This is a genomic window from Pseudomonas sp. DF5, from assembly GCF_058148225.1.
The window spans coordinates 1-23,037 of the sequence record NZ_JBYVYM010000048.1 but is presented as its reverse complement, the minus strand read 5'-3'; the positions used below and the strand labels follow the sequence as shown (position 1 = coordinate 23,037).

The following is a 23,037-nucleotide window of genomic DNA, read 5'->3' as shown; positions in this document are numbered from 1 at the left end:
CAGGCGGCCCAAGGCCGCCTGCAGGTGTACATCCATACTCGATCAGTTTGGCAGCCAGCCCTCGGCCCAGTAGTTGAGGTTGTTGCCCTTGAGCATGTAATCGCGCAGCACTTCTTCGCGCAGCGCATCGCCCATGCGATAGCTCGCATCAGGGTCGGACAAGTGCATGCGGATTGCCTCGAGCCATTCCTCGGTGCTGTTGCTCACGACCTTGGTGCAAGGCAGATAGCCGCGATAGGCCTCAGTGTCGGTGCAAATCACCGGGTAACCGCAGGCGCCGTACTCCAACAGACGCAGGTTGCTCTTGCAGTCGTTGAAGATATGGAACTCCAGCGGTGCCAAGGCCAGATCGAGGTTCAGGCTGGCCAGTTTGGCCGGATAGGCCTCCAGGCCGATACTGGGATGGAACTCATGGACAAACGGACGCAAAGCCGGCGGACACATGCCGAAGAACACCCATTCGACGTCGTTGGCAAGCAGGCGTACCACGTCCGCAATGATCGCCAGGTCTCCATCATGACTCGTCCCGCCGCCCCAACCCACGCGAGGTTTGCCAGAGGTGCGGCGCTGGCTGGTGAGCCCGGTCCAGAGATGCGGGGCAAGCATGTTCGGGACGACCCGGATGTCGTGATGCATGTCCCGCAATGCATCGGCCAGGGGCTGGGTCGAGACCACAACCCGGTCACACAGCCCTACGCCACGACGCACTATTTTATCGACCCCGACCTCAGCCTTGCGCAGGTGCGCGTTCTTCTTCGGGACATCAATCACATAATCGTCAAGTTCGAAGATACGGAAAGCGTGCGAGAAGTTTTTGACTCGCTCAACCTCATCGACCGCATTCTTGCTATAGCGCCCCTGCAACACGATCACGTCGGGGGAGCACCGCTCAAGGTCAATGTCTGTCGGCGTGTGATAACTCAAGTGCCCCACCACGCGCCCGGCCGCCTCCAATTCACGGAACGGCTGGGCAACCCGGTAATGGCCCACTGCGGTGGTATTGATTGGGATCCCCAGCACCTTGGGCAAAAGCGGGCGCGAGAACGGGTCCCAGCCATCCTTGAATCCCGGCTCCAGACTGAAGTTGCTGGCGCCCAGACTCAGGTTAGGGTTGTAGGCCGGATCCCTGGCTATCACCGGCAACCATCGCTGGTAAAAACTTTTTTGCTCGGCCTGTAGCACCCTGGGAGCGGGAGTGAAGGCAGAGGATGGAACCACTCGCATCAATTCGGCGTAGGGAGTCCACACCACCAGGTATCCGTTTTGCCTCACGCGCAGGCAAAAGTCAGCGCCATTGAGTGCCTGCGCCAGATTTTGCTCGTCCAGGCCATGCAGCTCATCAAAAACCTTCTTGCGCACAAGCAGACAATCGATGCCCACGGCACTGAAATTCTGTACCGTCTGCTGGCGCTGCATGTAACCGGACGTGTTGAGCGGCTCACCACGATTGGGAACACCGACGGCCCCCCGCAACCCCAGTACCTGGGCCGTGCCCTCGATACGCCCTTGCGGACTCACCAGCCGACCGCCGACCACACCGACTTCCGGACGCTGAGCGTGATTGAGCAACTCGTCGAGCCAATCAGGGCTCACAACGACGCTGTAGGGGCTGAGAAACAACAGATAGTCGCCACGGGCGTGGCCGGCAGCAAAGTTCTGCACTGCCGCCAGATTGTCACCATGATCACAGCGCAACACCCGAAGTTTGTCACTGCCCATCTGCTCCATGGCTGACAGCCAGTTGCAGGCATCAACGGCAGTACTGCCATTGTCGACAATGAGAACTTCATAGCGTTGGCAGGCGGTTTTCTCCAACACACTTTCGACGCAACGCTCCAGGGAGCCCAGTTCATCGCGGGTCGCAATGATGATCGAGACCATGGCTGGCTCATCATGCAGGTAGTCCACACGATTGATCATCGACTGGCTGCCGGGACGAATCCGGTGCGGTGCGCCGAGCCGCTGCAGATGCGCGGCCAGCACGCGAGGGCTCTGCTCGATAATCTGCGGCTGCGTGAGCCACTGGGAGAGACACAGAGCGGACTCCACGAGAACTTCAGCAATGTGCCCAATCGCATGCGGCCCGTTACTCTCCACCAGTCGCCAGACCAGATCGTGCACACCCAGCTCGCCAAAACCGTCTTGCATGCCACCCAGCTCGATCATCCGCTGCCGCTGCAGGGCCAGCACACGGCCGACATAGGGATAGCTGCGCATCAGATCCAGGTTGAAGTCCGGCTTGAACACCGGCTCGACCGAAACATCATCACGCAATCCGCCCTCGTCACTGTAGAGGCAGCGCACGTCAGGCATTTCCACCATGCGCTCTGCCAGCAACAGCAAAGCCAGTTCATTCAAGCGATCCCCCGCGCGAACCAGATAGATCCAGTCTGCGTTGTCCAACTGGGCCAGCAGGCGATTGAACTGGGTAACCGGTTCATCATCCAGGCGCACATGCTGCACACCGTCGCATGGCGAGTGCTGCAATTGGGACAGCACTACCACTTGCTCAGCAGCATAGGTTTGCTGACGAATGCTCTTGAGCGTTTCTTCCAGCGCCGGAACATCACCTTCGCTGTCGAGAACAATCGGCACGATGCGTGGACGCCAGCTCCAACCCTGCAATCGGGCGTCGAGCAAGCGTTGCTGGGCCGGTTTCAAACGACGGCACGACAGCCATTCCCGATACATGTCGGCAAAGCTCTCGCACTCGACGCCTACCCGGGTGTGCACCATCGTTTGAATGAAGCCCAGTTGCCGGCCCAGCGCGGTTTCTTCCCAGGCATAGGCGTGCCCCGCAATCGCATCAGCCAGTGCCAGATAACGTACCCAGCCCGGCGCAGGCGCCGGCTCACCACTGCGCAAGGCAAGCATTTGCTTGAGCCAGTCGAGCTCGGTCATTACCGCAGTCTTGACTGGTGCCTGATCGCTCAGCCGCGCCGGATGCAAACGCTCAAGGCTCAACACCTGACCTACCACCACCAAATTGCCACGCCGTAGCAGGCAGGCAAACAAGGCGAAGTCCAGACACGCGATAAAACCTTCGCCGATCTGAGTCAGGGCCGGCAGATATTCCAGCGCATGGCGGGTTCGCAACAACGCCCCGCTGAGGCCGCTGAGAAAATTGACCAGACTGCTTTCCAGAATGCCCAGCAAATCCTCGCCCTTGAACAAGGTGACACCGGTGGAAAAACAGCAATTTTCCACACGGTCGGAAAGCAGGATGTAATCAGCGTCGTAAAACTGCCGCTGGCCGATCACCAGGTGGACATCGGCGTGGTCGATGAAGCCACCGATCTGCTGAGTGATGCATTCAGGAAGCAGCTGGTCGTCGTCGCACAGCAATTTCAGATAGTCACCGCTGGCCTCTTTGGCGCAGGCCATGAGGTTGCCCTGAAAACCCAGGCGCTGCGGATTGCGCACATAGCGCAGGCGAATCGAGACAGGCACCTCACAGGCATCGACGATCTCGCGGATCTCGTCACCGCCACTGTCATCGCAGACGATCACTTCAAGATTGGCGTAGGTCTGATTCAGCGCGCTTTGCAGTGCCGTCTGGAAGAACTGCGGGTTGAAGGCGGGGATGGCGATGGTAACAAGAGGTGCTGGTTTCACGGCGGGAGAACTCGCGAGCGGCGGGAGCTTACTTCAACGAAGTGAAACTCCCCGAACCGCTGAATAAAGACGGTTTGCACTCGGCAGTCGCAAGCCTTCGCGAGATCGCGAAGGCCCTGACTCAGACTTTGTTGAACAGCCCCAACTGAGCGATCTTGCTGAACGCCAGTTGCGAAGCTTGCAGCATGGTCTGCTGCAGAGTCAGACGGGTCATCACTTCAGCCGGATCGGAATCGCGAATGGCCGATTGGGTCTGGGTGTTGGCGAGTGCCAGACTCTGGTTGATATCAGTCTGGGTATCCAATGACGCACCGCGACCGCCTACAGAACTGATACTGGAGGCCAGTTGATCCATACCGCTGGACAGGTTGCCGATACCGGCAGTGACGGCAGCGTTCATTTGCTGGATGGCAATCGGATTATTATTGGTTGGCGTCGACAGCGCTGTTTTCAGCTGGCTGACGGTGTCCAGAATATTCTGGGTCTGGTGCGTATTGACCGCCACCGAGAACTGATCGCCTGCACCCGGTGTACCGGCCACGGTGAACGAGACACCCGATGCTGTCGCGGTCGTACCGGCCATGGTACCGGTGGACACCGGTTTACTGCTGGCGGTCAATGGCGCGGCATAGAGTTCGAAATTCGTGGCACTGGTGAACTTGAGAATCGCCCCGCCGCCCGGAAAGCTGGCGTGGTAGTTGGTGCTATTGGTCACAGAGGCGCCTGTCACCAGTGCGGCCGACGGGTTGCCCGGGCTGCGCGAAGTGTTGAAGCTGTCCGGCTTGGCTGCCAGCGTGAAGCTGTGCCCGGTGATCACGGCCCCCGGGACATCCCCCGCTTGCAGGTTGATATTCAAGTTCAGATCAATGCCACGAAAACTGACAGTCTGTGTGGCCGCACCACTGGTGGAACTGAACACGCCGTTCTGACTAGCCTCGGCGGTGACATCATTACCCAACGAGTCCGTAATTTGCAGCTGCGTACCGCTGACGAAACTCACGGTGTAAGGCTCGCCGCTGCGGAACTTGGCGTTGTAGGTAACATCGGATTCGACCTGACCGTTGGACAACACCACACGACCGTCATCGACCGCAGGCGCGGTGAGCGTGGTCTGAGTCCGGGTAGTGTTGATCGCCTGCTGGAACACGTCCCAACCGGTGCTGTTGGTGGCCATCGACTGGGTATCGCCAATTGGCAGATCCAGCGTGACCTGATCACCGTTGTAGGTGTAGCTGCCATCGGTGTTGCGGGAGAACGGCACCACATCGCCCTTGGATCCGGAGAAGATGTACTTGCCGTTTTCGTCCTTGGTGTTCATCAGGCTGAGCAGTTGTTCTTCGATCTGTCCCAGTTCGGAAGCGTTGGCCTGGCGGTCGGCATCGGTGTAGCCGGCGTTGCCAGCGCCCAGCGCCAGCTCTTTGGCGCGTTGCAGCACGTTGCCGATGCTGGTCATCACCGCCTCGGTCTGGCCGAGAGTGCCCTTGATGGTGGTCATGTTGGCCGAGTACTGATCAAGCATCGAAGCCTGCTGACCCAATTGCAGCAGACGCGAAGCGCCGACCGGATCATCCGCCGCGGTATTCACGCGAACCAGGCTGCTGGCCTCTTCGCTGCTCTTGACCACGTTGGAAAAGTTCTTCTGATAGTTGGCAGCAGAGGACTCGTAAAACTGGGCGGTAGAAATGCGCATGGGCTACGACTCCTTAAAGACTGTTGATCAGTGTGCTGAAGATTTCCTGCGCAGCCTTGATGATCTGCGAAGACGCGGTGTAGTACTGCTGATATTTGACCAGGTTGCCGGTTTCCTCATCGAGGTCGACACCGGACAACGAGTCGCGAGCACCCTTGGCGTTGGCCAGAATCGCTTCAGTGGCAGCACTGTCGAGCTTGCCTTGCGCCGCTTTGGCGCCGACGCCCGAGACCAGCTTGCCGTAGGCGTCATTCAAGGAAATACCGTTGCTGGCCGAACCGGTGTCCACGGTCTGCTTGGTCTGCAAGGCGGCCAGTGTGGTGCCGTTACGGTTATCCAGCGAACCCGGCTGACTGAGCGATACGTTGATCGCGGTGCCGTTACCTGGCGAACCGGCCACGGTCATGTCAAACGACACAGTGCGCTGCACGATGGGCGGTCCCGGATCATTGATCGCGGCACCGGTGCCGTCGACCAGCGGAATGGTCAGGCTCAGCGTATTGTTCTGGCCCGGCACGATGGTGCCGCTGCTGAGCGCGTTGCCTTGGGCATCGAGCATTTGGTAAGTCTGAGTCGTACCACCGGCCGCACCGAACACGATCTTGACCGGCGTCGAAGTCTTCAGGCCGTTCTGGATTGTGGTGGTGGTCGCCGTGTCGTAGATATCGAACTTGGTGGTCAGGGTCGGTTGACCGCTGGCCGGAATCGTCAGTGTGCCGCTGCCGCCCGCTGCAATGGCCGCGCCCAACGGTGCCGCGATGGCCAGACGCTTGGAGTCGGTCATCTCGGTCTTGATGTTGGTCGCCGCGTTGCGGGTCGGGGTAATCTTGAACGTGTCGCCGGCGGCTGCGGTGCCACCGGAAAGTGTCATGGAGAAACCATCGATCACCGGCGGTGGCGTGGTCAGCGTGCTGAACGCGCCCATGGCGGTGCCTTCAGGCAGACGCTGCACGGTGTAGTTGGTGGCGCTGGTGAAGGTGACCTTGTAATCGTTGATGGTCAGCTTGCCGCTGTCCTCGATGCTCACATCGAAGTTGCCTGAGCCGGCGCTGTTGCCGACCGTGGCAACGCTGCGCTGAGCCATTTGCGCTGCGGTGTTGATGCTATTGAACAGGTTCGAGCCGAAGTCACCGTTCTTGTCGATGCCCTGGGCCTGGACGGTGTTCATCTGATCGGCGACGACCAGCGCCACACGCCCCAGTTCATTCATGGCCGGGTCCAGCACGGTGCTGCGATAACGCAGCAAGCCGCCCATCTCGCCACCGGTCATCACCGAGGTGATGTCGATGGTGCTCGAACCGCGATTGAGCTGAATGGCCGAACGCGACGGATCGTCTTTGCTCGGCACCACTTCCAGCTTGCTGGCAGTGCTGCCCATGACCAGCGGCTGACCGCTGCCCAGGTAAATGTCGAGGTTGCCGTCACGCTCGATCACTTGCGCACCGGTGAAGGTGGACAACTGGCGCACGGTCTCGTTGCGCGCGTCGAGCAAGTCGTTGGGCTGGCCGCCGGCGTTGGAAACTTCGGAGATCTTTTGGTTCAACTGGGCCACGGTGGCCGCCAGTTTGTTGACCTGATCGGCCATGTCCGCCAGGTTGCCGTTGATGTCCGCGTTCTGCGCGGTCAACTGGCTGGAGATCGAGTTGAAACGGTTACTCAGGGCTTGCGCGTCGCTGAGCAGCAGTTGGCGGGAAGCATCGTCGCCCGGTTTCGCGTTGACGTTCTGTACCGAGGCGAAGAACTTGGTCAGGGCGCCGTTGAGGCCGGTGCCGCTGTCCGACAGCAACTTATCGAGCGGGCTGATCTGTCCGGCATAGGCAGCCGAGTCGCTGTTGAGCGAGGTGGTGGTTTGCAGTTGCGCATCGAGGTAGCTGTTGTACACCCGACGCACATCGGCCAGGGTCGTACCCGTGCCGATGTAGACATTGCCGAACTGATTCGAGGCCTTGCTGCCCTGCACGGTTTGCTGACGCGAGTAGCCTGCGGTGTCGGCGTTGGCAATGTTGTTACCGGTCACCATCAACGCGCTTTGTCCAGCGGATAAACCCGACATTCCGATGTTGAGCAAACTCATGATTCAAACCTTATGCCTTGTGCCTATAAAGGCGTAGTGGAAGCGCCCGCTGCAGCGTAGTTTTGGTAACTCGTCATCTGCTTGGCTATCTGCGAAATCTTGCTTGCGTAATCCGGGTCGGTTGCATACCCGGCTTTTTGCAACTCGCGTACAAACTGTTCTGGGTTATCGGCCGACTTCAGCACATCTTGATAGCGATTGTTGCTTTGCAGCAGGGTCACAAGGTCATGGAAACTGTCCTTGTAAGAAGCGTAGGAACGGAACTCGGCCGTCTCCTTGACCATCTGGCCATTTCTGAATTCGCTGGTGATCGCCCGCGCCGAATCGCCCTTCCAGTTACCACTGGCCTTGATCCCGAACAGGTTGTGGCTACTGCTGCCATCCTGGGCGCGCATGACCGATTTGCCCCAACCGGTTTCCAGGGCGGCCTGAGCCACCAGGTAACGCGGATCGACACCGATACGGTCGGCGGCTTCTTTGGCCATTGGCAGCATGGTGTTGACGAATTCGTCGGCGGAACTGAAGGCTTTCTTCGCTGGCGCCAGGGGGATTTGAGCCATGGCACGACCATAAATCTGCATGCGCCCGCTGGAGGTCGTATCCGTTTGCGAAGCCAGCCAATCGCCGTTGTACAGCGGGCCGGAACCGGTCGCGGTGCTCGGCGGCACCTGGATTTTGTTCTGCGTTGCGGTGGCGGTTGTCGCCGTGGTCGATGCCGATGGCACCAACCCGGCGAGCAAACGGTCGGCCAGTTTCGGTGGCAGCGCCAGACGCCGCTGATTGATCAGCGCCATGTCGTTGCGGTGTGCGCTCTCGCCCGCACCTGCCGGCGCCCTCACCGCGCGTGAAGCCCACAACGGGCGCTCGCCGTTGAGGCGCGACAGCGGCCCATTGGTGGCAACCGTACCGGCGGCAATCGGTGTTTCCACGGCGGCCTTCGCGGCGGCTTGCTTGGCGGCAGACGCTGCAGCAGCCTCACCCGGCGCCAACGGTTTGTTCTTCGACATCTGGCGCATCAGCACGTCAGCCAGACCAATACCGCCACCTTCGCGGGACAGGGAAACGGCCAACTGCTGGTCGTACATTTCCTGGTATTGCTTGGCTGCCGGCGTGTTGAGCGGATTGTCCTGGCCCAGCGCTTCGGTGGCCGAGCGCATGGACTTGAGCATTTCACCGAGGAACAGCGACTCGAATTCCTGCGCCACTTTGCGCATGTTCGCATCGCTGTTCTTGTCGCCGACCTTGAGCTGGTTCAAACGATTCAGGTCCGAGTAAGAACCCGAATCGCTGCTGCTGACCAGACCGCTTTTGCGCATATCCATGATCGCCGTCCTCAGATCACGATCAGGTCGGCTTGCAACGCGCCGGCCTGTTTCAGCGCTTCAAGGATCGCCATCAAGTCACCCGGCGCTGCGCCGACCTGGTTCACCGCACGAACGATCTCGTCGAGGGTGGTGCCCGGGCCGAACTTGAACATCGGCTTGGCTTCTTGCTGAGCGTTGACCCGCGAGCGCGGCACGACCGCCGTCTGCCCGTTGGACAGAGGGCCGGGCTGGCTGACGATCGGGTCTTCGGTGATGGTCACGGTCAGGCTGCCGTGGGTCACGGCGGCCGGGGAAACCTTGACGTTCTGGCCAATCACGATGGTACCGGTGCGCGAGTTGATGATGACTTTCGCCACCGCCTGACCCGGATCGACTTCAAGGTTTTCAAGGATCGATAAATAGTCGACCCGCTGGCTCGGATCGAGTGGCGCGGTTACGCGAATCGAGCCACCGTCGATGGCCTGAGCAACGCCAGGGCCGAGCATGTCGTTGATCTTGTCGACGATGCGCTTGGCCGTGGTGAAGTCCGAACGGTTGAGGTTCAGGGTCAGGCTGTTGCCCTGATTGAAGCCGCTCGGTACTGCCCGCTCGACCGACGCACCGCCGGGGATGCGACCAGCCGACGGAACGTTGACGGTGATCTTCGAACCGTCACGACCTTCGGCATCGAAACCGCCGACCACCAGGTTGCCCTGAGCCACGGCGTAAACGTTGCCATCGATACCTTTGAGCGGCGTCAACAGCAAGGTGCCACCGCGCAGGCTCTTGGAGTTGCCGATGGACGCTACGGTGATGTCTATCTGCTGACCTGGCTTGGCGAACGCTGGTAAATCGGCGCTGATCGACACGGCCGCGACGTTCTTCAATTGCACGTTGCCGGAACCCGCCGGCACCTTGATGCCGAACTGCGAGAGCATGTTGTTGAAGGTCTGCAGGGTGAACGGGGTCTGGGTCGTCTGGTCGCCGGTGCCGTTAAGCCCGACCACCAGGCCGTAGCCGATCAATTGGTTGGAACGCACGCCGGAAATACTGGCGATGTCCTTCAGTCGTTCAGCTTGAGCATCGAAGGCCGCCATCAGCAACAGGGCGCCCACCATCAGGTGTTTAAGATTCAACGTAGCCACCTAGAAAGGGAACAGCGGGCTGAGGAAGAAACGGTCGAACCAGCCTGGCTGACTCGCATCGGCAAACGCACCGGTGCCCGAATAGGTGATGCGTGCATCGGCGACGCGGGTCGACGACACGGTGTTATCGGTGGCGATGTCATCGGCACGAACGAGGCCTGCAATCCGCACCAGTTCATCACCGGTGTTGAGGGTCAGCCACTTCTCGCCGCGCACGGCGATGATGCCGTTGGGCAACACGTCGGCGACGGTCACAGTGATCGAACCGGTCAGGCTGTTGCTTTGGCCGGTCTTGCTGTCGCCTTTGGTTGCGCGATCAGCTTTGTAGCCGGCGTTCAGGCTCAGGTCGTTGCCACCGATCGGGTTGTTGGTGGTCAGGCTGGAGCCAAACAACGAGGTCAGACCGACGCTGGTGTCGCTGGTCTTGTCGATCTGCGAGTTGGCGTTCTTGCTCGCCTGGGTGCGCTCGTTCAGGGTGATGGTGATGATGTCACCTACCCGGAATGCCTTGCGGTCGCTGTACAGGTTCTGTTCGAAACCGGCCTGGTAGATCGAGCCATTATTGGCGGCAGCCGGCAGCGGTGTGCGCGGCAACACCGGGGCGTAGTAAGGGTCATTGGGCTTTGGCGTCGGACCGACGCACCCCGCCAGCGCGGCGACCCCACTCAGTGCCAGAACAGATACGAAGCGATTCATGACCCTACCTCACGGTGTTGCAGGCGACCTCATGGCCGCCTCATAGACTTGATTACAGATTCTGCGTTACGAACGAGAGCATCTGGTCGGCGGTGGAGATCACTTTGGAGTTCATCTCGTAGGCGCGCTGAGTGGTGATCATGTTGACCATCTCTTCAACGGTGCTGACGTTGGACGTTTCCAGGGTGTTCTGCAGCGTGGTGCCGAAACCGGCCAGACCCGGAGTGCCGATTTGCGGCGCGCCACTGGCAGCGGTTTCCAGGAACAGGTTGTTACCCACCGCTTGCAGACCGGCCGGGTTGATGAAGTCGGCGGTTTGCAGGTTGCCGATCACCTGGGAGGCGGGGTTGCCGGCAACGGTGATGGACACGGTGCCGTCACGGCCGACAGTGAAGGTCTGGGCGTTGTTCGGGATGACAATGGCCGGCTCCAGGGCAAAGCCGCTGGCGTTGACGATCTGGCCGTTGGAATCGAGGTGGAAGGTACCGTCACGGGTGTAGGACGTGGTGCCATCGGGCTGCAGGATCTGGAAGAAACCGCGACCGTCGATGGCCATGTCCAGTGGCTGCTCGGTGGTTTGCAGGCTGCCGGCGGTGAAGTTTTTCTGGGTGCCGACGATGCGCACGCCGGTACCGACTTGCAAGCCCGACGGCAGTTCGCTGTCCTGGGTCGACTGGGCGCCTGGCTGGCGTTTGATCTGATACAGCAAGTCCTGGAACTCGGCGCGGTCACGTTTGAAACCCGTGGTCGATACGTTCGCCAGGTTGTTGGAAATGGTGGTGAGGTTGGTGTCCTGGGCGGACAGACCTGTTTTGGCAACCCATAGAGCCGGAAGCATTCGTTTCTCCTCGTGCGCCTGTTTTACGGCGCGACGTTCTGATAATTAGCTGATCTGCAAGACCCGAGCCATGGCCTGGTCATCGTCTTTGGCGGTGTTCATCATCTTGATGTGCAGTTCGAACTGCTTGGCCAGCGCCAGTACCGAAGTCATTTCTTCCACGGCATTGACGTTGCTCGACTCGAGAAACCCAGACACCAGTTTGACGCCGGCATCGGCTTGCGCCGGCTTGCCGTCCTTGGTGTGGATCGAACCGTCCAGGCCTTTGGTCATGTTCTTGAAGTCCGGGTTGACCAGCTTGATGCGGTCGACTTCGGCCATTACCCGCGGGCCCTCGCCCATCGCACGGATGCTGACGGTGCCGTCTTCGCCGACTTCGATCTGCTGCTCGGGCGGCACGGCAATCGGCCCGCCATTGCCCATCACCGGCATGCCGTTGCCGGCGCGCAGTACGCCCAGCGCGTCAACGTTCAGGCTGCCGGTGCGTACGTAGCTTTCACCGCCATCGGGGTTTTGCACGGCGATCCAGCCGTTGCCTTGCACCGCGACATCGAGGTCGCGACCGGTTTGCACCAGGGCGCCCGGGGAGAAGTCGGTAGCCGGACGTTCGCTCATGGCAAACGCACGCGCCGGAAAGCTGTCACCAAACACCGGCATCGAACGGGCCTGCTCCAGGTCCTTCTGAAAACCATTGGTAGAGATGTTCGCCAGGTTGTTGGCATGAGCCTTCTGCGCCAGTGCATTCTGGCTGGCGCCGGTCATTGCCACATAAAGGTACTTGTCCACACTCTTTCCTCTGCATGCCGGACGTTTGCCGCCCACCGCTGTACTGCTGAGCCATAAGCAATTTGCAGACCAACTTTTTTCTGGCGGCGCCGGGCCCGGCAAACAAAGGACTTGAGGGATTTAGAGGGGATTGAGGGAATGTATCGAAGACGAAAAACCGGCGGTGTCATGCCGGTTGGTGGCAAGGCTTGACCGAGGTGCTGGCAGTGCTGGCCTATTCGCGGGCAAGCCCGCTCCCACAGGGATCTTCGGTGAACCCAGTATTTGTGACCAACAAAGAAACCTGTGGGAGCGGGCTTGCCCGCGAAGAGGCCAGCACAAACACCGCATATGCCTGTTATGACTCGGTCTTGCCGACCTCATACTCGCGCAGCTTGTTAGCAATGGTGGTGTGGGAAACCCCCAAACGCTTGCCCAGTTGCCGACTGCTCGGATACTCGGAATACAAGCGCTCCAACACCGCTTTCTCGAAGCGCCCGACAATCTCGTCCAGCCCACCCTCGAGGGAGAAGTCGCCAAGCGGCTGACGCACGCCGTAGTCCGGCAGACGAATGTGCTCGGCTTTGACGGTGCCGCCTTCGCACAGGGAAACCGCCTGAAACAGCACGTTCTCCAACTGCCGCACGTTACCCGGCCAGTGATAGTGACTGAGTCGTTCCATCGCCGCCGGCGCCAGCTTCGGCAGTGGGCAACCGATCTGTCGGCTGGCCTGATCGAGGAAGTGCTCCACCAGCGGCGCCAGTCCGTCGAGGCATTCGCGCAGTGGCGGGATGTGCAACGAGAGCACGTTCAAGCGGTGGTACAAGTCCTGGCGAAATTCACCGCGAGCACACAGCTCGGACAAGTCCACCTGAGTCGCGCAGATCACCCGCACATCCAGATAGACCTCTTCATCGCTGCCGACACGACGGAAGCAACCGTCCTGCAGAAAGCGCAGTAATTTCACCTGCAAGCGCGGGCTCATTTCGCCGACGCCATCGAGAAACAACGTACCGCCCGCCGTCAGCTCCAGGAGCCCGAGCTTGCCTTCGGCCCGCGCCCCTTCGAAGGCGCCGGGGCCGTAGCCGAACAATTCGGTCTCGGCCATGGACTCTGGCAGGCCGGCGCAGTTGAGCGCCATCAGCGGTGATTGCCCGCGCGGGCTCGCCAGGTGACAGGCCCGCGCCAACAACTCTTTGCCGGTGCCGGTTTCGCCTTCGATCAATAGCGGCGCATCCAGCGGTGCCATGCGCCGCGCTTCGCGAACCACCGCCGCCATCACTTTCGAGCTTTGGAAAATGCTGTCGAAGCCGCGCAGCTCCTGCTTGCGCACGTTATAAATGCGCTCACCCACGCGATCCGCCCGGTGCAGCGTCAACACCGCACCGGCCATGGCCTCGCTTTCGTCATGTTCCGATTGCAGCGGCGCGATGTCGGCGAGAAACACGTCACCCTTGACCTTCACCCGCAAGCCGTTGATCCGCGACTTGTTGGCGCGCACCAGTTCCGGCAAATCGAAGTCCTCGGCGTACCGCGACAGCGGGATCCCCGGCACCTCATCCACCCGTACCCCGAGCAACTGCGCCGCCGCACGGTTGGCTGCGACGATGGAACCGCCCATGTCGATCGACAGCACCGGAAACTCCAGGGCACCGAGCAAGGCATTGAGCTCCATGTGCCGACGCTCGCTGGGCATCAGCCCTACGCGCTTGACACCGAACACCCCGCCAATGGCCTCGAACTTCGGCCGCAACGCCTGGAACTGAATGTTGATCAGGTTCGGGCAGTGCAGATAGATCGCATTGCCATGCTCGCCACCCACTTCGCCGCGAGCGACGTTGATCCCGTACTCGACCAACAGGTTGAGAATGTCGCGCAAGATACCGATGCGGTTCTGGCAGTGGACTTTGATACGCATATGAAGGCCCGTAACAGGGGTGATCGAGGCTCGACGCAAGGAAATTTCTGCGCGAACGCCAAGTTAGCCGTCAAGATTATGTGACACCCGCAATCCATTTCAAACACGGAAATATCAATACTTACGCCACAGCAGCAAAACCGTAACGAATACTTTACGAAAAGCATGGATTTTTCCCACATAACGCGCGGATCACCTGCTGCAAAGTCGCACTCCTTGGCGTATCTCTAATTCCAGAGCAGGACATAAAACAAGAACGTATCCCCTAGCAGGAGAGCAGTATGAAGCAGACGCAATACGTGGCTCGCGAGCCCGATGCGCAAGGTTTTATCGACTACCCCGCTGAAGAACACGCGGTGTGGAATACGCTGATCACTCGCCAACTGAAAGTGGTCGAGGGTCGTGCATGCCAGGAATACCTGGACGGTATCGAAAAACTCGGTCTGCCCCACGACCGCATTCCGCAACTCGGTGAAATCAACAAAGTCCTCGGTGAAACCACCGGCTGGCAAGTTGCCCGGGTGCCCGCGCTGATTCCCTTCCAGACCTTTTTCGAACTGCTGGCGAACAAGCAGTTTCCGGTGGCGACCTTTATTCGTACCCGCGAAGAGCTGGATTACCTGCAAGAGCCGGACATTTTCCACGAGATCTTCGGCCACTGCCCGTTGCTGACCAATCCCTGGTTCGCCGAATTCACCCACACCTACGGCAAACTCGGCCTACAGGCTTCCAAGGAAGAACGCGTGTACCTGGCGCGTCTGTACTGGATGACCATTGAGTTCGGCCTGGTTGACACGCCGCAAGGCCTGCGCATCTATGGCGGCGGCATCCTGTCCTCGCCGAAAGAAACTGTTTACGCCCTGTCGGACGCACCTGAGCATCAGGCCTTCGACCCACTGGAATGCATGCGTACGCCGTACCGCATCGACATTCTGCAGCCGCTGTACTTTGTCCTGCCGAACCTCAAGCGCCTGTTCGATCTGGCCCACGAAGACATCATGGGCATGGTCAAACAAGGCATGCAGCTTGGGTTGCACGCACCGAAATTTCCGCCAAAAGCTGCGTGACCCGCGACTTTTGGCATCAAGTGAGTCTGTTACGGATCGCCGCTTTGCTTTAGCGTGGTCCCACTGACGACCGTTTTTCAAAACACTCGATTTCAGGAACACATCATGTCCACATTGAACCAAGCCCATTGCGAAGCCTGCCGCGCCGACGCCCCTCAGGTCAGCGACGAAGAACTGCCGATCCTGATCAAGCAGATCCCTGACTGGAACATCGAAGTGCGCGACGGTGTGATGCAGTTGGAAAAAGTTTTCCTGTTCAAAAACTTCAAACACGCGCTGGCGTTCACCAACGCCGTTGGCGAAATCTCCGAGGCCGAAGGTCACCACCCGGGCCTGCTGACCGAGTGGGGCAAAGTCACCGTGACCTGGTGGAGCCACTCCATCAAGGGCCTGCACCGCAACGACTTCATCATGGCCGCGCGCACTGACGAAGTGGCCAAAGACGCCGAGGGCCGCAAATAATGCATTTCGACGCCATCGGCCGAGTACCCGGCGACCCGATTCTCGGCCTGATGGAGGCCTATGCGCAGGACCCTAACCCGCGCAAGTTCGACCTTGGCGTGGGTGTCTACAAAGATGCCCAGGGCCTGACACCAATCCTGGAAGCGGTGAAGCTTGCCGAGCAGCGCCTGGTGGATCGCCAGGCCACCAAGACTTACATCGGCGGCCACGGCGATGCAGCGTTCGGCAAAGTCATCAACGAGCTTGTGCTGGGTACTGATTCGGCGCTGATCGCCGAGCAACGGGCCGGCGCCACTCAAACGCCGGGCGGTACCGGCGCGCTGCGTCTGAGCGCCGACTTCATCGCCCAGTGCCTACCGGGACGTGGCGTGTGGCTGAGCAGTCCGACCTGGCCGATCCACGAAACGATTTTCGCGACGGCCGGGGTCAAGATCAGTCACTACCCGTACGTGGGCAGCGATAACCGTCTCGATGTCGAAGCGATGCTGGCGGTGCTCAATCAAGCACCGAAAGGCGATGTGGTGCTGCTGCACGCCTGCTGCCACAACCCGACCGGTTTCGACCTGTCCCATGACGATTGGCGCCGGGTACTGGACGTGGTGCGCAGTCGCGACTTGCTGCCGCTGATCGACTTCGCCTATCAGGGCTTCGGCGATGGCCTGGAGCAAGATGCCTGGTCGACCCGGCTGTTCGCCGCCGAGTTGCCGGAAGTGCTGATCACCAGTTCCTGCTCGAAGAACTTCGGCCTGTACCGCGACCGCACCGGTGCGCTGATTGTCTGCGCGCAGACCGCCGACAAGCTGGTGGACATCCGCAGCCAACTGGCCAACATCGCCCGCAACCTGTGGTCGACACCGCCGGATCATGGCGCCGCGGTGGTCGCGACCATCCTTGGCGATCCCGAACTGAAAAGCCGCTGGGCCGATGAAGTGGAAGCCATGCGTTTGCGCATCGCCCAGCTGCGCAGTGGCCTGGTCGAAGCGCTCGAACCCTACGGCTTGCGCGAGCGGTTTGCGCACATCGGTGTGCAACGCGGCATGTTTTCCTACACCGGTTTGTCGCCGGAGCAGGTCAAACAACTGCGCGAGCATCACAGCGTGTACATGGTCAGCTCGGGCCGGGCGAACGTGGCGGGGATCGATGCGACGCGCCTGGACCTGCTGGCCGAGGCCATCGCTGACGTCTGCAAGTAACCCGATGCAATGGCGAGCGCCCTGTGGCGAGGGAGCTTGCTCCCGCTGGGGCGCTGAGCGGCCCCAATGCAGGCAATGGGTTCTTTGCGTTAGAACTCGGTTGCAGTTTTTTGCGACCGCTACGCGCTCGAGCGGGAGCAAGCTCCCTCGCCACAGTGGGTCTTCACCTCCTGCTGACCTGTCTAGACAATCCCATCCGTCGTAACAAATGGATATAAAGTCTATTTGTCATTTTTCCTGCTGTATCCTGCCCAGGCTTTTTTAAAAGCGCGGATCTACCAGATCTATCAACAGACTTAGCGAGGAGCGCGAAACATGCACGAGATCCCTAATCTCCCCTTCCCAAGCCTGCACGAAACTGAGCAGACAACCACGCAACAAGCCGGCGCCCAACAGCCCGAGCCGAAAGAAGCACCTGAACGCCGCCAGGCCGACAGAGAAGACTGATACACCTGCAATGCCAGACCGTGTGGAAAGCGCTAACATGCGCTTTCCACACTGCCTGAACCGCGAGCCCGCACACCATGAGCGATGATTTCACTGAAGCCCAGGCCAGCGTCCTGATCGGCACCGCCGAGAAGATGATCGAGATCTGGAATCGCCTTTCCCCCGAGAAACAAGCCGCCCTGCTGGCCCGCTTCGGCAGCGAAGAAAATGCCCTGGCCGCCCTGGTCACGACGCAACTGGTCGCCCCCGCAAAATCCTGAATAACCCCGTTCGGCAATTAGTTTTACTTTTTCACGCCCCGCGACCGTCCACGCCGCTATCATAAGCAGCCTATCTATCCTGCTGCCCCGTGGACCTTTTACCCATGTCTGAAACCCAGCGCCCCCTGGCGGTCACGCTGCAAGTCGTTTCCATCGTCCTGTTCACTTTCATCGGCTACCTCAATATCGGTATTCCCCTGGCCGTATTGCCCGGCTACGTCCACAGCGACCTCGGCTTCGGCGCGGTGATCGCCGGGCTGGTGATCAGCGTGCAATACCTGGCCACCCTCCTCAGCCGCCCTTACGCAGGGCGCATCATCGATAACAAGGGCAGCAAACTGGCGGTGATGTATGGCCTCGCCGGCTGTGGTTTGAGCGGTGTGTTCATGCTGATTTCGGCCTGGACGCAAAGCCTGCCGATACTGAGTTTGATCAGCCTGTTGATTGGCCGCCTGATACTCGGCAGCGCGGAAAGCCTGGTCGGCTCCGGGTCGATCGGCTGGGGCATCGGCCGGGTCGGCGCGGCGAATACCGCCAAGGTCATCTCCTGGAACGGCATCGCCAGTTACGGCGCGTTGGCGGTCGGCGCACCACTGGGGGTGCTGCTGGTGAGTCAATTGGGTTTGTGGAGCATGGGCGTGAGCATCGTGCTGCTGGCCGTGCTGGGTGTGGCGCTGGCCTGGCCGAAAACCGCGGCGCCGATTGTCGCCGGTGAACGCTTGCCGTTCATGCATGTGCTGGGACGGGTATTTCCTCATGGCTGCGGCCTGGCACTGGGCTCCATCGGTTTTGGCACCATCGCGACCTTCATCACCCTGTATTACGCCACTCAGCATTGGTCCAACGCGGTGCTGTCCCTGAGTTTGTTCGGCGCCAGTTTCATTGGCGCACGGTTGCTGTTCGGCAACCTGATCAACCGCCTCGGCGGCTTTCGCGTGGCGATTGCCTGCCTCTCGGTGGAAACCCTCGGGCTGTTGCTGCTGTGGCTGGCGCCGGATGCCCATTGGGCACTGGCTGGTGCGGCGCTGAGTGGTTTCGGTTTTTCGCTGGTGTTCCCGGCGCTGGGTGTGGAAGCGGTCAACCTGGTGCCCGCTTCCAGTCGTGGCGCGGCGGTCGGCGCGTACTCGCTGTTTATCGATTTGTCACTGGGGATTACCGGACCGCTGGCGGGTGCGATTGCTGCAGGATTCGGGTTTGCCTCGATCTTCCTGTTCGCCGCCCTCGCCGCTTTGAGCGGATTGATGTTGAGTGTTTATTTGTACCGGCAGGCGCCAAAGCACCTTAATGAAAGGCACCGGGAAGAGCGTGAAGCGCGCTAGAAATCCACCTTGCCACGCCCGGCCTTGATGCTGCCGCGTTTGGTCTTGGATTCGAGCCGACGCTTTTTCGAGCCCAGAGTCGGCTTGGTCGGGCGGCGTTTCTTTTCCACTTTGGTGGCGCTGAGGATCAACTCGGTCAGACGCTCCAGCGCATCGGCGCGGTTCTGCTCCTGCGTGCGGTATTGCTGGGCCTTGATGATCAACACCCCTTCGCTGGTAATGCGACTGTCGCGCAACGCCAGCAGCCGTTCCTTGTAAAACTCGGGCAGGGACGAGGCCGGAATGTCGAAGCGCAGGTGCACCGCACTGGAGACCTTGTTGACGTTCTGCCCACCGGCGCCCTGGGCGCGAATGGCCGTCAACTCGATCTCGGCATCCGGCAGATGCACGTTGTTGGAAATCACCAGCATGGAAAAAAGTCCGTATTCAGAACAAGAAGGATACCGCGAATAGACAGAAGGAATGCGCCCCCTGTGGGAGCGTGGCTTGCCCGCGATGAACGATAACGCGGTATACCTGATAAACCGCGGCGCCTGAATCGCGGGCAAGCCACGCTCCCACAGGATTTGTATGGACCCCATAAATGACAAACCCGGCACATGGCCGGGTTTGTTGTTTCTGCGTTTTGCACTTACTTGGCAGCGGAACCCGCAACCTGCAACGCCTGCTGGGCGCTGCGCTTGTTCTTGATGCCATAGCAGATCCACATGAACGCGACCCACACCGGAATCGCATACACCGAGACCTGGATGCCCGGGATCAGCAGCATCACGCCAAGAATGAACACCACGAACGCCAGGCAGATGTAGTTGCCGTACGGGTACCACAGGGCCTTGAACAGCGGCGTCTGCCGGGTCTTGTTCATGTGCTGGCGGAACTTGAAGTGCGAGAAGCTAATCATCGCCCAGTTGATCACCAGGGTCGCAACCACCAACGACATCAACAGTTCCAGCGCGTTTTGCGGGATCAGGTAGTTCAGCAACACCGCGATCAACGTCACAGCGGCCGACGCCAGGATCGAACGTACCGGCACGCCACGCTTGTCGATCTTCGACAAGGCTTTCGGCGCATCGCCCTGCTCGGCCATGCCCAGCAGCATGCGGCTGTTACAGTAGGTGCCGCTGTTGTAAACCGATAGCGCTGCGGTCAGGACCACGAAGTTGAGAATGTGCGCGGCGGTGTTGCTGCCGAGCATCGAGAACACTTGCACGAACGGGCTGCCGCTGTAGGCATCGCCGGACGCGTTCAGCGTCGTCAGCAGGCTGTCCCAAGGGGTCAGCGACAACAGGACCACCAGCGCACCGATGTAGAAAATCAGGATCCGGTAGATCACCTGGTTGATGGCTTTCGGGATCACGGTTTTCGGCTTGTCGGCTTCAGCGGCGGTGAAACCGAGCATTTCCAGGCCACCGAAGGAGAACATGATGATCGCCATGGCCATCACCAGTCCGCTGACACCATTCGGGAAGAAGCCGCCGTGGGACCACAGGTTGGTCACCGAGGCTTGCGGGCCGCCGTGGCCGCTGACCAGCAGATAGCTACCCAAAGCAATCATGCCAACGATCGCCACGACCTTGATGATCGCGAACCAGAACTCGGCCTCGCCGAAGACTTTGACGTTGGCCAGGTTGATCGCGTTGATCAGCACGAAGAACGCGGCGGCGGAGACCCAGGTCGGAATATCCGGCGCCCAGTAGTGAATGTATTTGCCGACCGCGGTCAGCTCCGACATGCCCACCAGGATGTACAGAATCCAGCAGTTCCAGCCCGACAGGAAACCGGCAAAACCGCCCCAGTATTTGTGCGCGAAGTGGCTGAAGGAGCCGGCCACCGGCTCTTCGACGATCATTTCGCCCAGTTGGCGCATGATCATGAAGGCGATGAAGCCGCAAATGGCGTAGCCGAGAATCATCGACGGGCCAGCGGATTTGAGCACGCCGGCTGAGCCGAGGAACAGCCCGGTACCGATCGCGCCACCGAGGGCGATCAGTTGAATATGGCGATTTTTCAGGCCGCGTTTAAGCTCACCTGAATGCGAGTTTTGTCCACTCATGAAAAGGGTCTCACGCAAGGTTTGATGATGTTCAGTAGACGTAGCTGCAAGGTGCAGATTTCAAGCAGCGCCGATCAAACCCCAGCGCAGGCACCAGGAGTTCAGCGTTTTTACGACAGTCATGCGTCACCTGTTTGTTTTTATCTGTGACGAAATCGAACCCGACACGCTCGTGACGCGGCGGAGTGAACAAGGCGGATAGCCTTGAGGTTTGCGCTGTTGCGCAGAGGGTCACAGTTAAAACGCGGCGCATTGTACACCTGTAACCCCCTGCTGCCAGACACCACTGGATCAGCGCGTCGGTTGCCGGGATTGCCTGTGTCCGCCTCGAAGGTCTCGGGCGGCTGCAAAAATTGAGTCAGACCTTTGCAGGTCTTCGACGGGGGCAGCGGAAAAATCGCCCCACGGAGAGAGATGGAGATGAGTCACGGCGTACATTGCGCCTCCTTCTTGTTATGCACCTGCACGACAGGCATGGGGCGCATCTCACCTTTCAAACGGGGCTGAGACAAGCGCGCCAGAGCCCTTGAACAGCGCCATCGCGGTGGCGGACGGCAGGTTTTCCTTACAGCCCTTTCCTCAGCGGCATTCCACGGGGTTTGGGGGCGCTTTTCGTAAGGATTTATTTACAGTGCGTAACGCAAGTTTTCCAAATCAGATCCAGAGACCCGCCGACTTTAAATTGACGATAGGAAGCTTCCTAAGGAGTTTTCCGACTTAGTTTTCTGTTTTTTATTAGGAAATTTACTTTTTGAAAAATGGAATAATTAGTTCAAATGAAAATTGTTTAATTATTTTTTTGCAATTCAAAAACCTGTGAACTAGGTTTTCAACGACTTGCCGAGCCGCATCGACCGGCAAGTTGACGCGCTCTTCAATGAATGAAAAACGCGCCGCTGTTCTTACCGAAAAAGTCATTCAGGAGATTCACCATGCAAGCACTGGACAAAGACTTGGATACTGAACTGCAACTGGACGATTGGTTTGAAGCACCGACCCATGAAGCCGCCGTTGAAATGATGCAAGCCGACGCGGTTGTTCCATTCGGCACGGCGATGTGGCCTCTGTAAGACATCCCGGCAGGCACGATCCGGCCGGTCGTGCCCGCCACTTACCCGGTTTGTCAGGGAGGATTACATGGATAAGCAGCGTGCCATCTCGCATTTCCTTTACTACCTCGAACATCACCCTGCCGTTGCCGGCATCAACCCGGCGAAGGTCTTGCTCGGCCACACGGCTGATTACGAGGCACTGACCGGCGCCATCGCCGAACAGGCCGGCAACAGCCCACGGTTCAGCTTCAGCGCAGTGCGTCTGGACCTCGAACCCACCGGATTGCTGGCCCAGGCGATTGCCGACAGCGATCTGTACATTTTCTTCTACGACTCTTCTACCCTGCCCAACCCGCGTCCCGACGGCCCGGACTTTGTTCGCGCGCTTCAAGGCGTGATGGCGGAGAACTGGAAGAAGTCGCTGCTGTTCAAGGATTACGGCGATTACTTTTACGACACGTTCAGTGTCACCCCGCAGCGGATTGCCGGGTTGAACAGCCACCTGATCCAGCGCATGTCCCATGCCACCACTTTAAGTTTCAAAGATGATCATGGCTCGTGGTTCGAAACACCGTTGAGCAGTATCAAGAAGTGGACCGACATCAATGGTGTCGGCAACTTCGACCTGGCGCCCGGCGAGATTGCCACCCATAGCGAGGCGATTAATGGCCGGGTCAAGTTCATGGGGACGTTCCTCAGCACGATTCCGTTTGCCCGCAAGTACGGCGTACTCGCGTCACCGCTGGAGTTATGGATCGAGAACTCGACCATCAGCAAAATCGCCACCGATGTGCCGGGACTGGAACATGACTTCAACAAGTACCTGGACGCCAATCCATCCAACCGACGCATCGAGGAGTTGGGGATCGGTACCAACGAAGGTGTGAAAGACCTGTATGCGCGCAATGCCGGGTTCGAAGAGCGCCATTGCGGTTTGCACTTGGGGTTGGGCGGAGGCGCCAAGGGCAGCCATCATCTGGACCTAATCTTCTCCAGCGGTGTGTTGGCACTGGATGATGAGCCGGTGTTTGATGGGCGGTTTGTGTTTTAACCCAAGATTTTGCGGTGATGCGGCTGACGCCTTCGCGGGCAAGCCCGCTCCCACATTGATCGCATTCCTATGAAACAACCCGGTCACC

Annotated in this window: 19 protein-coding genes; 8 read left to right on the top strand and 11 right to left on the bottom strand. The window is 59.6% G+C overall.

What is annotated here, in order from left to right; translation table 11 throughout:
* Positions 1–42: 42 nt before the first annotated feature.
* From AC30D7_RS28345 to AC30D7_RS28305, 9 genes are all read right to left on the bottom strand, one after another.
* The gene (locus AC30D7_RS28345) at positions 43–3,615 is read right to left on the bottom strand and encodes a glycosyltransferase (RefSeq protein ID WP_490136280.1); all 3,573 of its coding nucleotides are present in this window, start codon (positions 3,613–3,615) and stop codon (positions 43–45) included.
* A gap of 121 nt (positions 3,616–3,736) precedes the next feature.
* Entirely contained in the window at positions 3,737–5,305 is a 1,569-nt protein-coding gene (locus AC30D7_RS28340) for a flagellar hook-associated protein 3 (protein WP_490136279.1), read from the bottom strand.
* 13 nt (positions 5,306–5,318) lie between these two features.
* A complete protein-coding gene (gene flgK / locus AC30D7_RS28335; protein ID WP_490136278.1) occupies positions 5,319–7,379 on the bottom strand; it encodes a flagellar hook-associated protein FlgK in 2,061 nt (686 codons plus the stop codon).
* 23 nt (positions 7,380–7,402) lie between these two features.
* On the bottom strand, positions 7,403–8,701 hold the full coding sequence (gene flgJ / locus AC30D7_RS28330; RefSeq protein WP_490136277.1) for a flagellar assembly peptidoglycan hydrolase FlgJ: 1,299 nt from the start codon (positions 8,699–8,701) through the stop codon (positions 7,403–7,405).
* Between the two features lie 11 nt (positions 8,702–8,712).
* The gene (locus tag AC30D7_RS28325; protein WP_253426641.1) at positions 8,713–9,801 is read right to left on the bottom strand and encodes a flagellar basal body P-ring protein FlgI; all 1,089 of its coding nucleotides are present in this window, start codon (positions 9,799–9,801) and stop codon (positions 8,713–8,715) included.
* Between the two features lie 27 nt (positions 9,802–9,828).
* Positions 9,829–10,524 carry a flagellar basal body L-ring protein FlgH gene (gene flgH, locus AC30D7_RS28320; protein WP_490136276.1) on the bottom strand — a complete coding sequence of 232 codons (696 nt, stop codon included), beginning with the start codon at positions 10,522–10,524 and terminating at the stop codon, positions 9,829–9,831.
* A gap of 52 nt (positions 10,525–10,576) precedes the next feature.
* On the bottom strand, positions 10,577–11,362 hold the full coding sequence (gene flgG / locus AC30D7_RS28315; protein ID WP_490136275.1) for a flagellar basal-body rod protein FlgG: 786 nt from the start codon (positions 11,360–11,362) through the stop codon (positions 10,577–10,579).
* A gap of 45 nt (positions 11,363–11,407) precedes the next feature.
* Entirely contained in the window at positions 11,408–12,148 is a 741-nt protein-coding gene (locus AC30D7_RS28310) for a flagellar basal body rod protein FlgF (RefSeq protein ID WP_019579543.1), read from the bottom strand.
* Positions 12,149–12,485: 337 nt separating this feature from the next.
* On the bottom strand, positions 12,486–14,045 hold the full coding sequence (locus AC30D7_RS28305) for a sigma-54-dependent transcriptional regulator (protein ID WP_490136274.1): 1,560 nt from the start codon (positions 14,043–14,045) through the stop codon (positions 12,486–12,488).
* Between the two features lie 281 nt (positions 14,046–14,326).
* On the opposite strand from AC30D7_RS28305, the gene phhA reads away from it, so the two are divergent.
* The 6 genes from phhA to AC30D7_RS28275 all read left to right on the top strand — a co-directional run bounded on the left by phhA (position 14,327) and on the right by AC30D7_RS28275 (position 18,793).
* On the top strand, positions 14,327–15,112 hold the full coding sequence (phhA, locus tag AC30D7_RS28300) for a phenylalanine 4-monooxygenase (protein ID WP_018929945.1): 786 nt from the start codon (positions 14,327–14,329) through the stop codon (positions 15,110–15,112).
* A gap of 105 nt (positions 15,113–15,217) precedes the next feature.
* Positions 15,218–15,574, top strand: a complete 357-nt coding sequence (locus AC30D7_RS28295; RefSeq protein WP_018929944.1) for a 4a-hydroxytetrahydrobiopterin dehydratase — start codon at positions 15,218–15,220, stop codon at positions 15,572–15,574.
* Positions 15,574–16,767 carry an amino acid aminotransferase gene (locus tag AC30D7_RS28290; protein WP_490136273.1) on the top strand — a complete coding sequence of 398 codons (1,194 nt, stop codon included), beginning with the start codon at positions 15,574–15,576 and terminating at the stop codon, positions 16,765–16,767. Before AC30D7_RS28295 ends, AC30D7_RS28290 begins: the two co-directional genes overlap by 1 nt.
* A gap of 315 nt (positions 16,768–17,082) precedes the next feature.
* On the top strand, positions 17,083–17,214 hold the full coding sequence (locus AC30D7_RS28285; RefSeq protein ID WP_007938543.1) for a hypothetical protein: 132 nt from the start codon (positions 17,083–17,085) through the stop codon (positions 17,212–17,214).
* A gap of 77 nt (positions 17,215–17,291) precedes the next feature.
* Positions 17,292–17,474, top strand: a complete 183-nt coding sequence (locus tag AC30D7_RS28280) for a hypothetical protein (protein ID WP_007938541.1) — start codon at positions 17,292–17,294, stop codon at positions 17,472–17,474.
* 104 nt (positions 17,475–17,578) lie between these two features.
* A complete protein-coding gene (locus AC30D7_RS28275) occupies positions 17,579–18,793 on the top strand; it encodes an MFS transporter (RefSeq protein ID WP_490136272.1) in 1,215 nt (404 codons plus the stop codon).
* On the opposite strand, the gene arfB is transcribed toward AC30D7_RS28275, so the two are convergent.
* Positions 18,790–19,203 carry an alternative ribosome rescue aminoacyl-tRNA hydrolase ArfB gene (gene arfB / locus AC30D7_RS28270; protein ID WP_007938537.1) on the bottom strand — a complete coding sequence of 138 codons (414 nt, stop codon included), beginning with the start codon at positions 19,201–19,203 and terminating at the stop codon, positions 18,790–18,792. The two genes, AC30D7_RS28275 and arfB, sit on opposite strands and share 4 nt — an antisense overlap.
* Before the next feature lie 221 nt (positions 19,204–19,424).
* Positions 19,425–20,846 (bottom strand): amino acid permease, encoded by a 1,422-nt coding sequence (locus AC30D7_RS28265; protein ID WP_028939969.1) that lies wholly within the window; start codon positions 20,844–20,846, stop codon positions 19,425–19,427.
* 932 nt (positions 20,847–21,778) lie between these two features.
* Here AC30D7_RS28265 and AC30D7_RS28260 point away from each other — a divergent pair.
* Together AC30D7_RS28260 and AC30D7_RS28255 are read left to right on the top strand one after the other, a co-directional pair.
* Positions 21,779–21,916 carry a hypothetical protein gene (locus tag AC30D7_RS28260; RefSeq protein WP_007938535.1) on the top strand — a complete coding sequence of 46 codons (138 nt, stop codon included), beginning with the start codon at positions 21,779–21,781 and terminating at the stop codon, positions 21,914–21,916.
* A gap of 67 nt (positions 21,917–21,983) precedes the next feature.
* On the top strand, positions 21,984–22,949 hold the full coding sequence (locus AC30D7_RS28255; RefSeq protein WP_490136271.1) for a M29 family metallopeptidase: 966 nt from the start codon (positions 21,984–21,986) through the stop codon (positions 22,947–22,949).
* Positions 22,950–23,037 lie beyond the last annotated feature (88 nt).

What these genes read in the sequence shown, in the direction of transcription:
- flgH (WP_490136276.1), bottom strand. Translation starts at nt 10,524, where the DNA reads ATGAATCGCTTCGTATCTGTTCTGGCACTGAGTGGGGTCGCCGCGCTG.
- AC30D7_RS28305 (WP_490136274.1), bottom strand. Translation starts at nt 14,045, where the DNA reads ATGCGTATCAAAGTCCACTGCCAGAACCGCATCGGTATCTTGCGCGAC.
- AC30D7_RS28260 (WP_007938535.1), top strand. Translation starts at nt 21,779, where the DNA reads ATGCAAGCACTGGACAAAGACTTGGATACTGAACTGCAACTGGACGAT.
- AC30D7_RS28275 (WP_490136272.1), top strand. Translation starts at nt 17,579, where the DNA reads ATGTCTGAAACCCAGCGCCCCCTGGCGGTCACGCTGCAAGTCGTTTCC.
- AC30D7_RS28340 (WP_490136279.1), bottom strand. Translation starts at nt 5,305, where the DNA reads ATGCGCATTTCTACCGCCCAGTTTTACGAGTCCTCTGCTGCCAACTAT.
- flgJ (WP_490136277.1), bottom strand. Translation starts at nt 8,701, where the DNA reads ATGGATATGCGCAAAAGCGGTCTGGTCAGCAGCAGCGATTCGGGTTCT.
- AC30D7_RS28295 (WP_018929944.1), top strand. Translation starts at nt 15,218, where the DNA reads ATGTCCACATTGAACCAAGCCCATTGCGAAGCCTGCCGCGCCGACGCC.
- AC30D7_RS28265 (WP_028939969.1), bottom strand. Translation starts at nt 20,846, where the DNA reads ATGAGTGGACAAAACTCGCATTCAGGTGAGCTTAAACGCGGCCTGAAA.
- AC30D7_RS28325 (WP_253426641.1), bottom strand. Translation starts at nt 9,801, where the DNA reads ATGGTGGGCGCCCTGTTGCTGATGGCGGCCTTCGATGCTCAAGCTGAA.
- flgK (WP_490136278.1), bottom strand. Translation starts at nt 7,379, where the DNA reads ATGAGTTTGCTCAACATCGGAATGTCGGGTTTATCCGCTGGACAAAGC.
- arfB (WP_007938537.1), bottom strand. Translation starts at nt 19,203, where the DNA reads ATGCTGGTGATTTCCAACAACGTGCATCTGCCGGATGCCGAGATCGAG.
- phhA (WP_018929945.1), top strand. Translation starts at nt 14,327, where the DNA reads ATGAAGCAGACGCAATACGTGGCTCGCGAGCCCGATGCGCAAGGTTTT.
- AC30D7_RS28280 (WP_007938541.1), top strand. Translation starts at nt 17,292, where the DNA reads ATGAGCGATGATTTCACTGAAGCCCAGGCCAGCGTCCTGATCGGCACC.
- AC30D7_RS28255 (WP_490136271.1), top strand. Translation starts at nt 21,984, where the DNA reads ATGGATAAGCAGCGTGCCATCTCGCATTTCCTTTACTACCTCGAACAT.
- AC30D7_RS28290 (WP_490136273.1), top strand. Translation starts at nt 15,574, where the DNA reads ATGCATTTCGACGCCATCGGCCGAGTACCCGGCGACCCGATTCTCGGC.
- flgG (WP_490136275.1), bottom strand. Translation starts at nt 11,362, where the DNA reads ATGCTTCCGGCTCTATGGGTTGCCAAAACAGGTCTGTCCGCCCAGGAC.
- AC30D7_RS28285 (WP_007938543.1), top strand. Translation starts at nt 17,083, where the DNA reads ATGCACGAGATCCCTAATCTCCCCTTCCCAAGCCTGCACGAAACTGAG.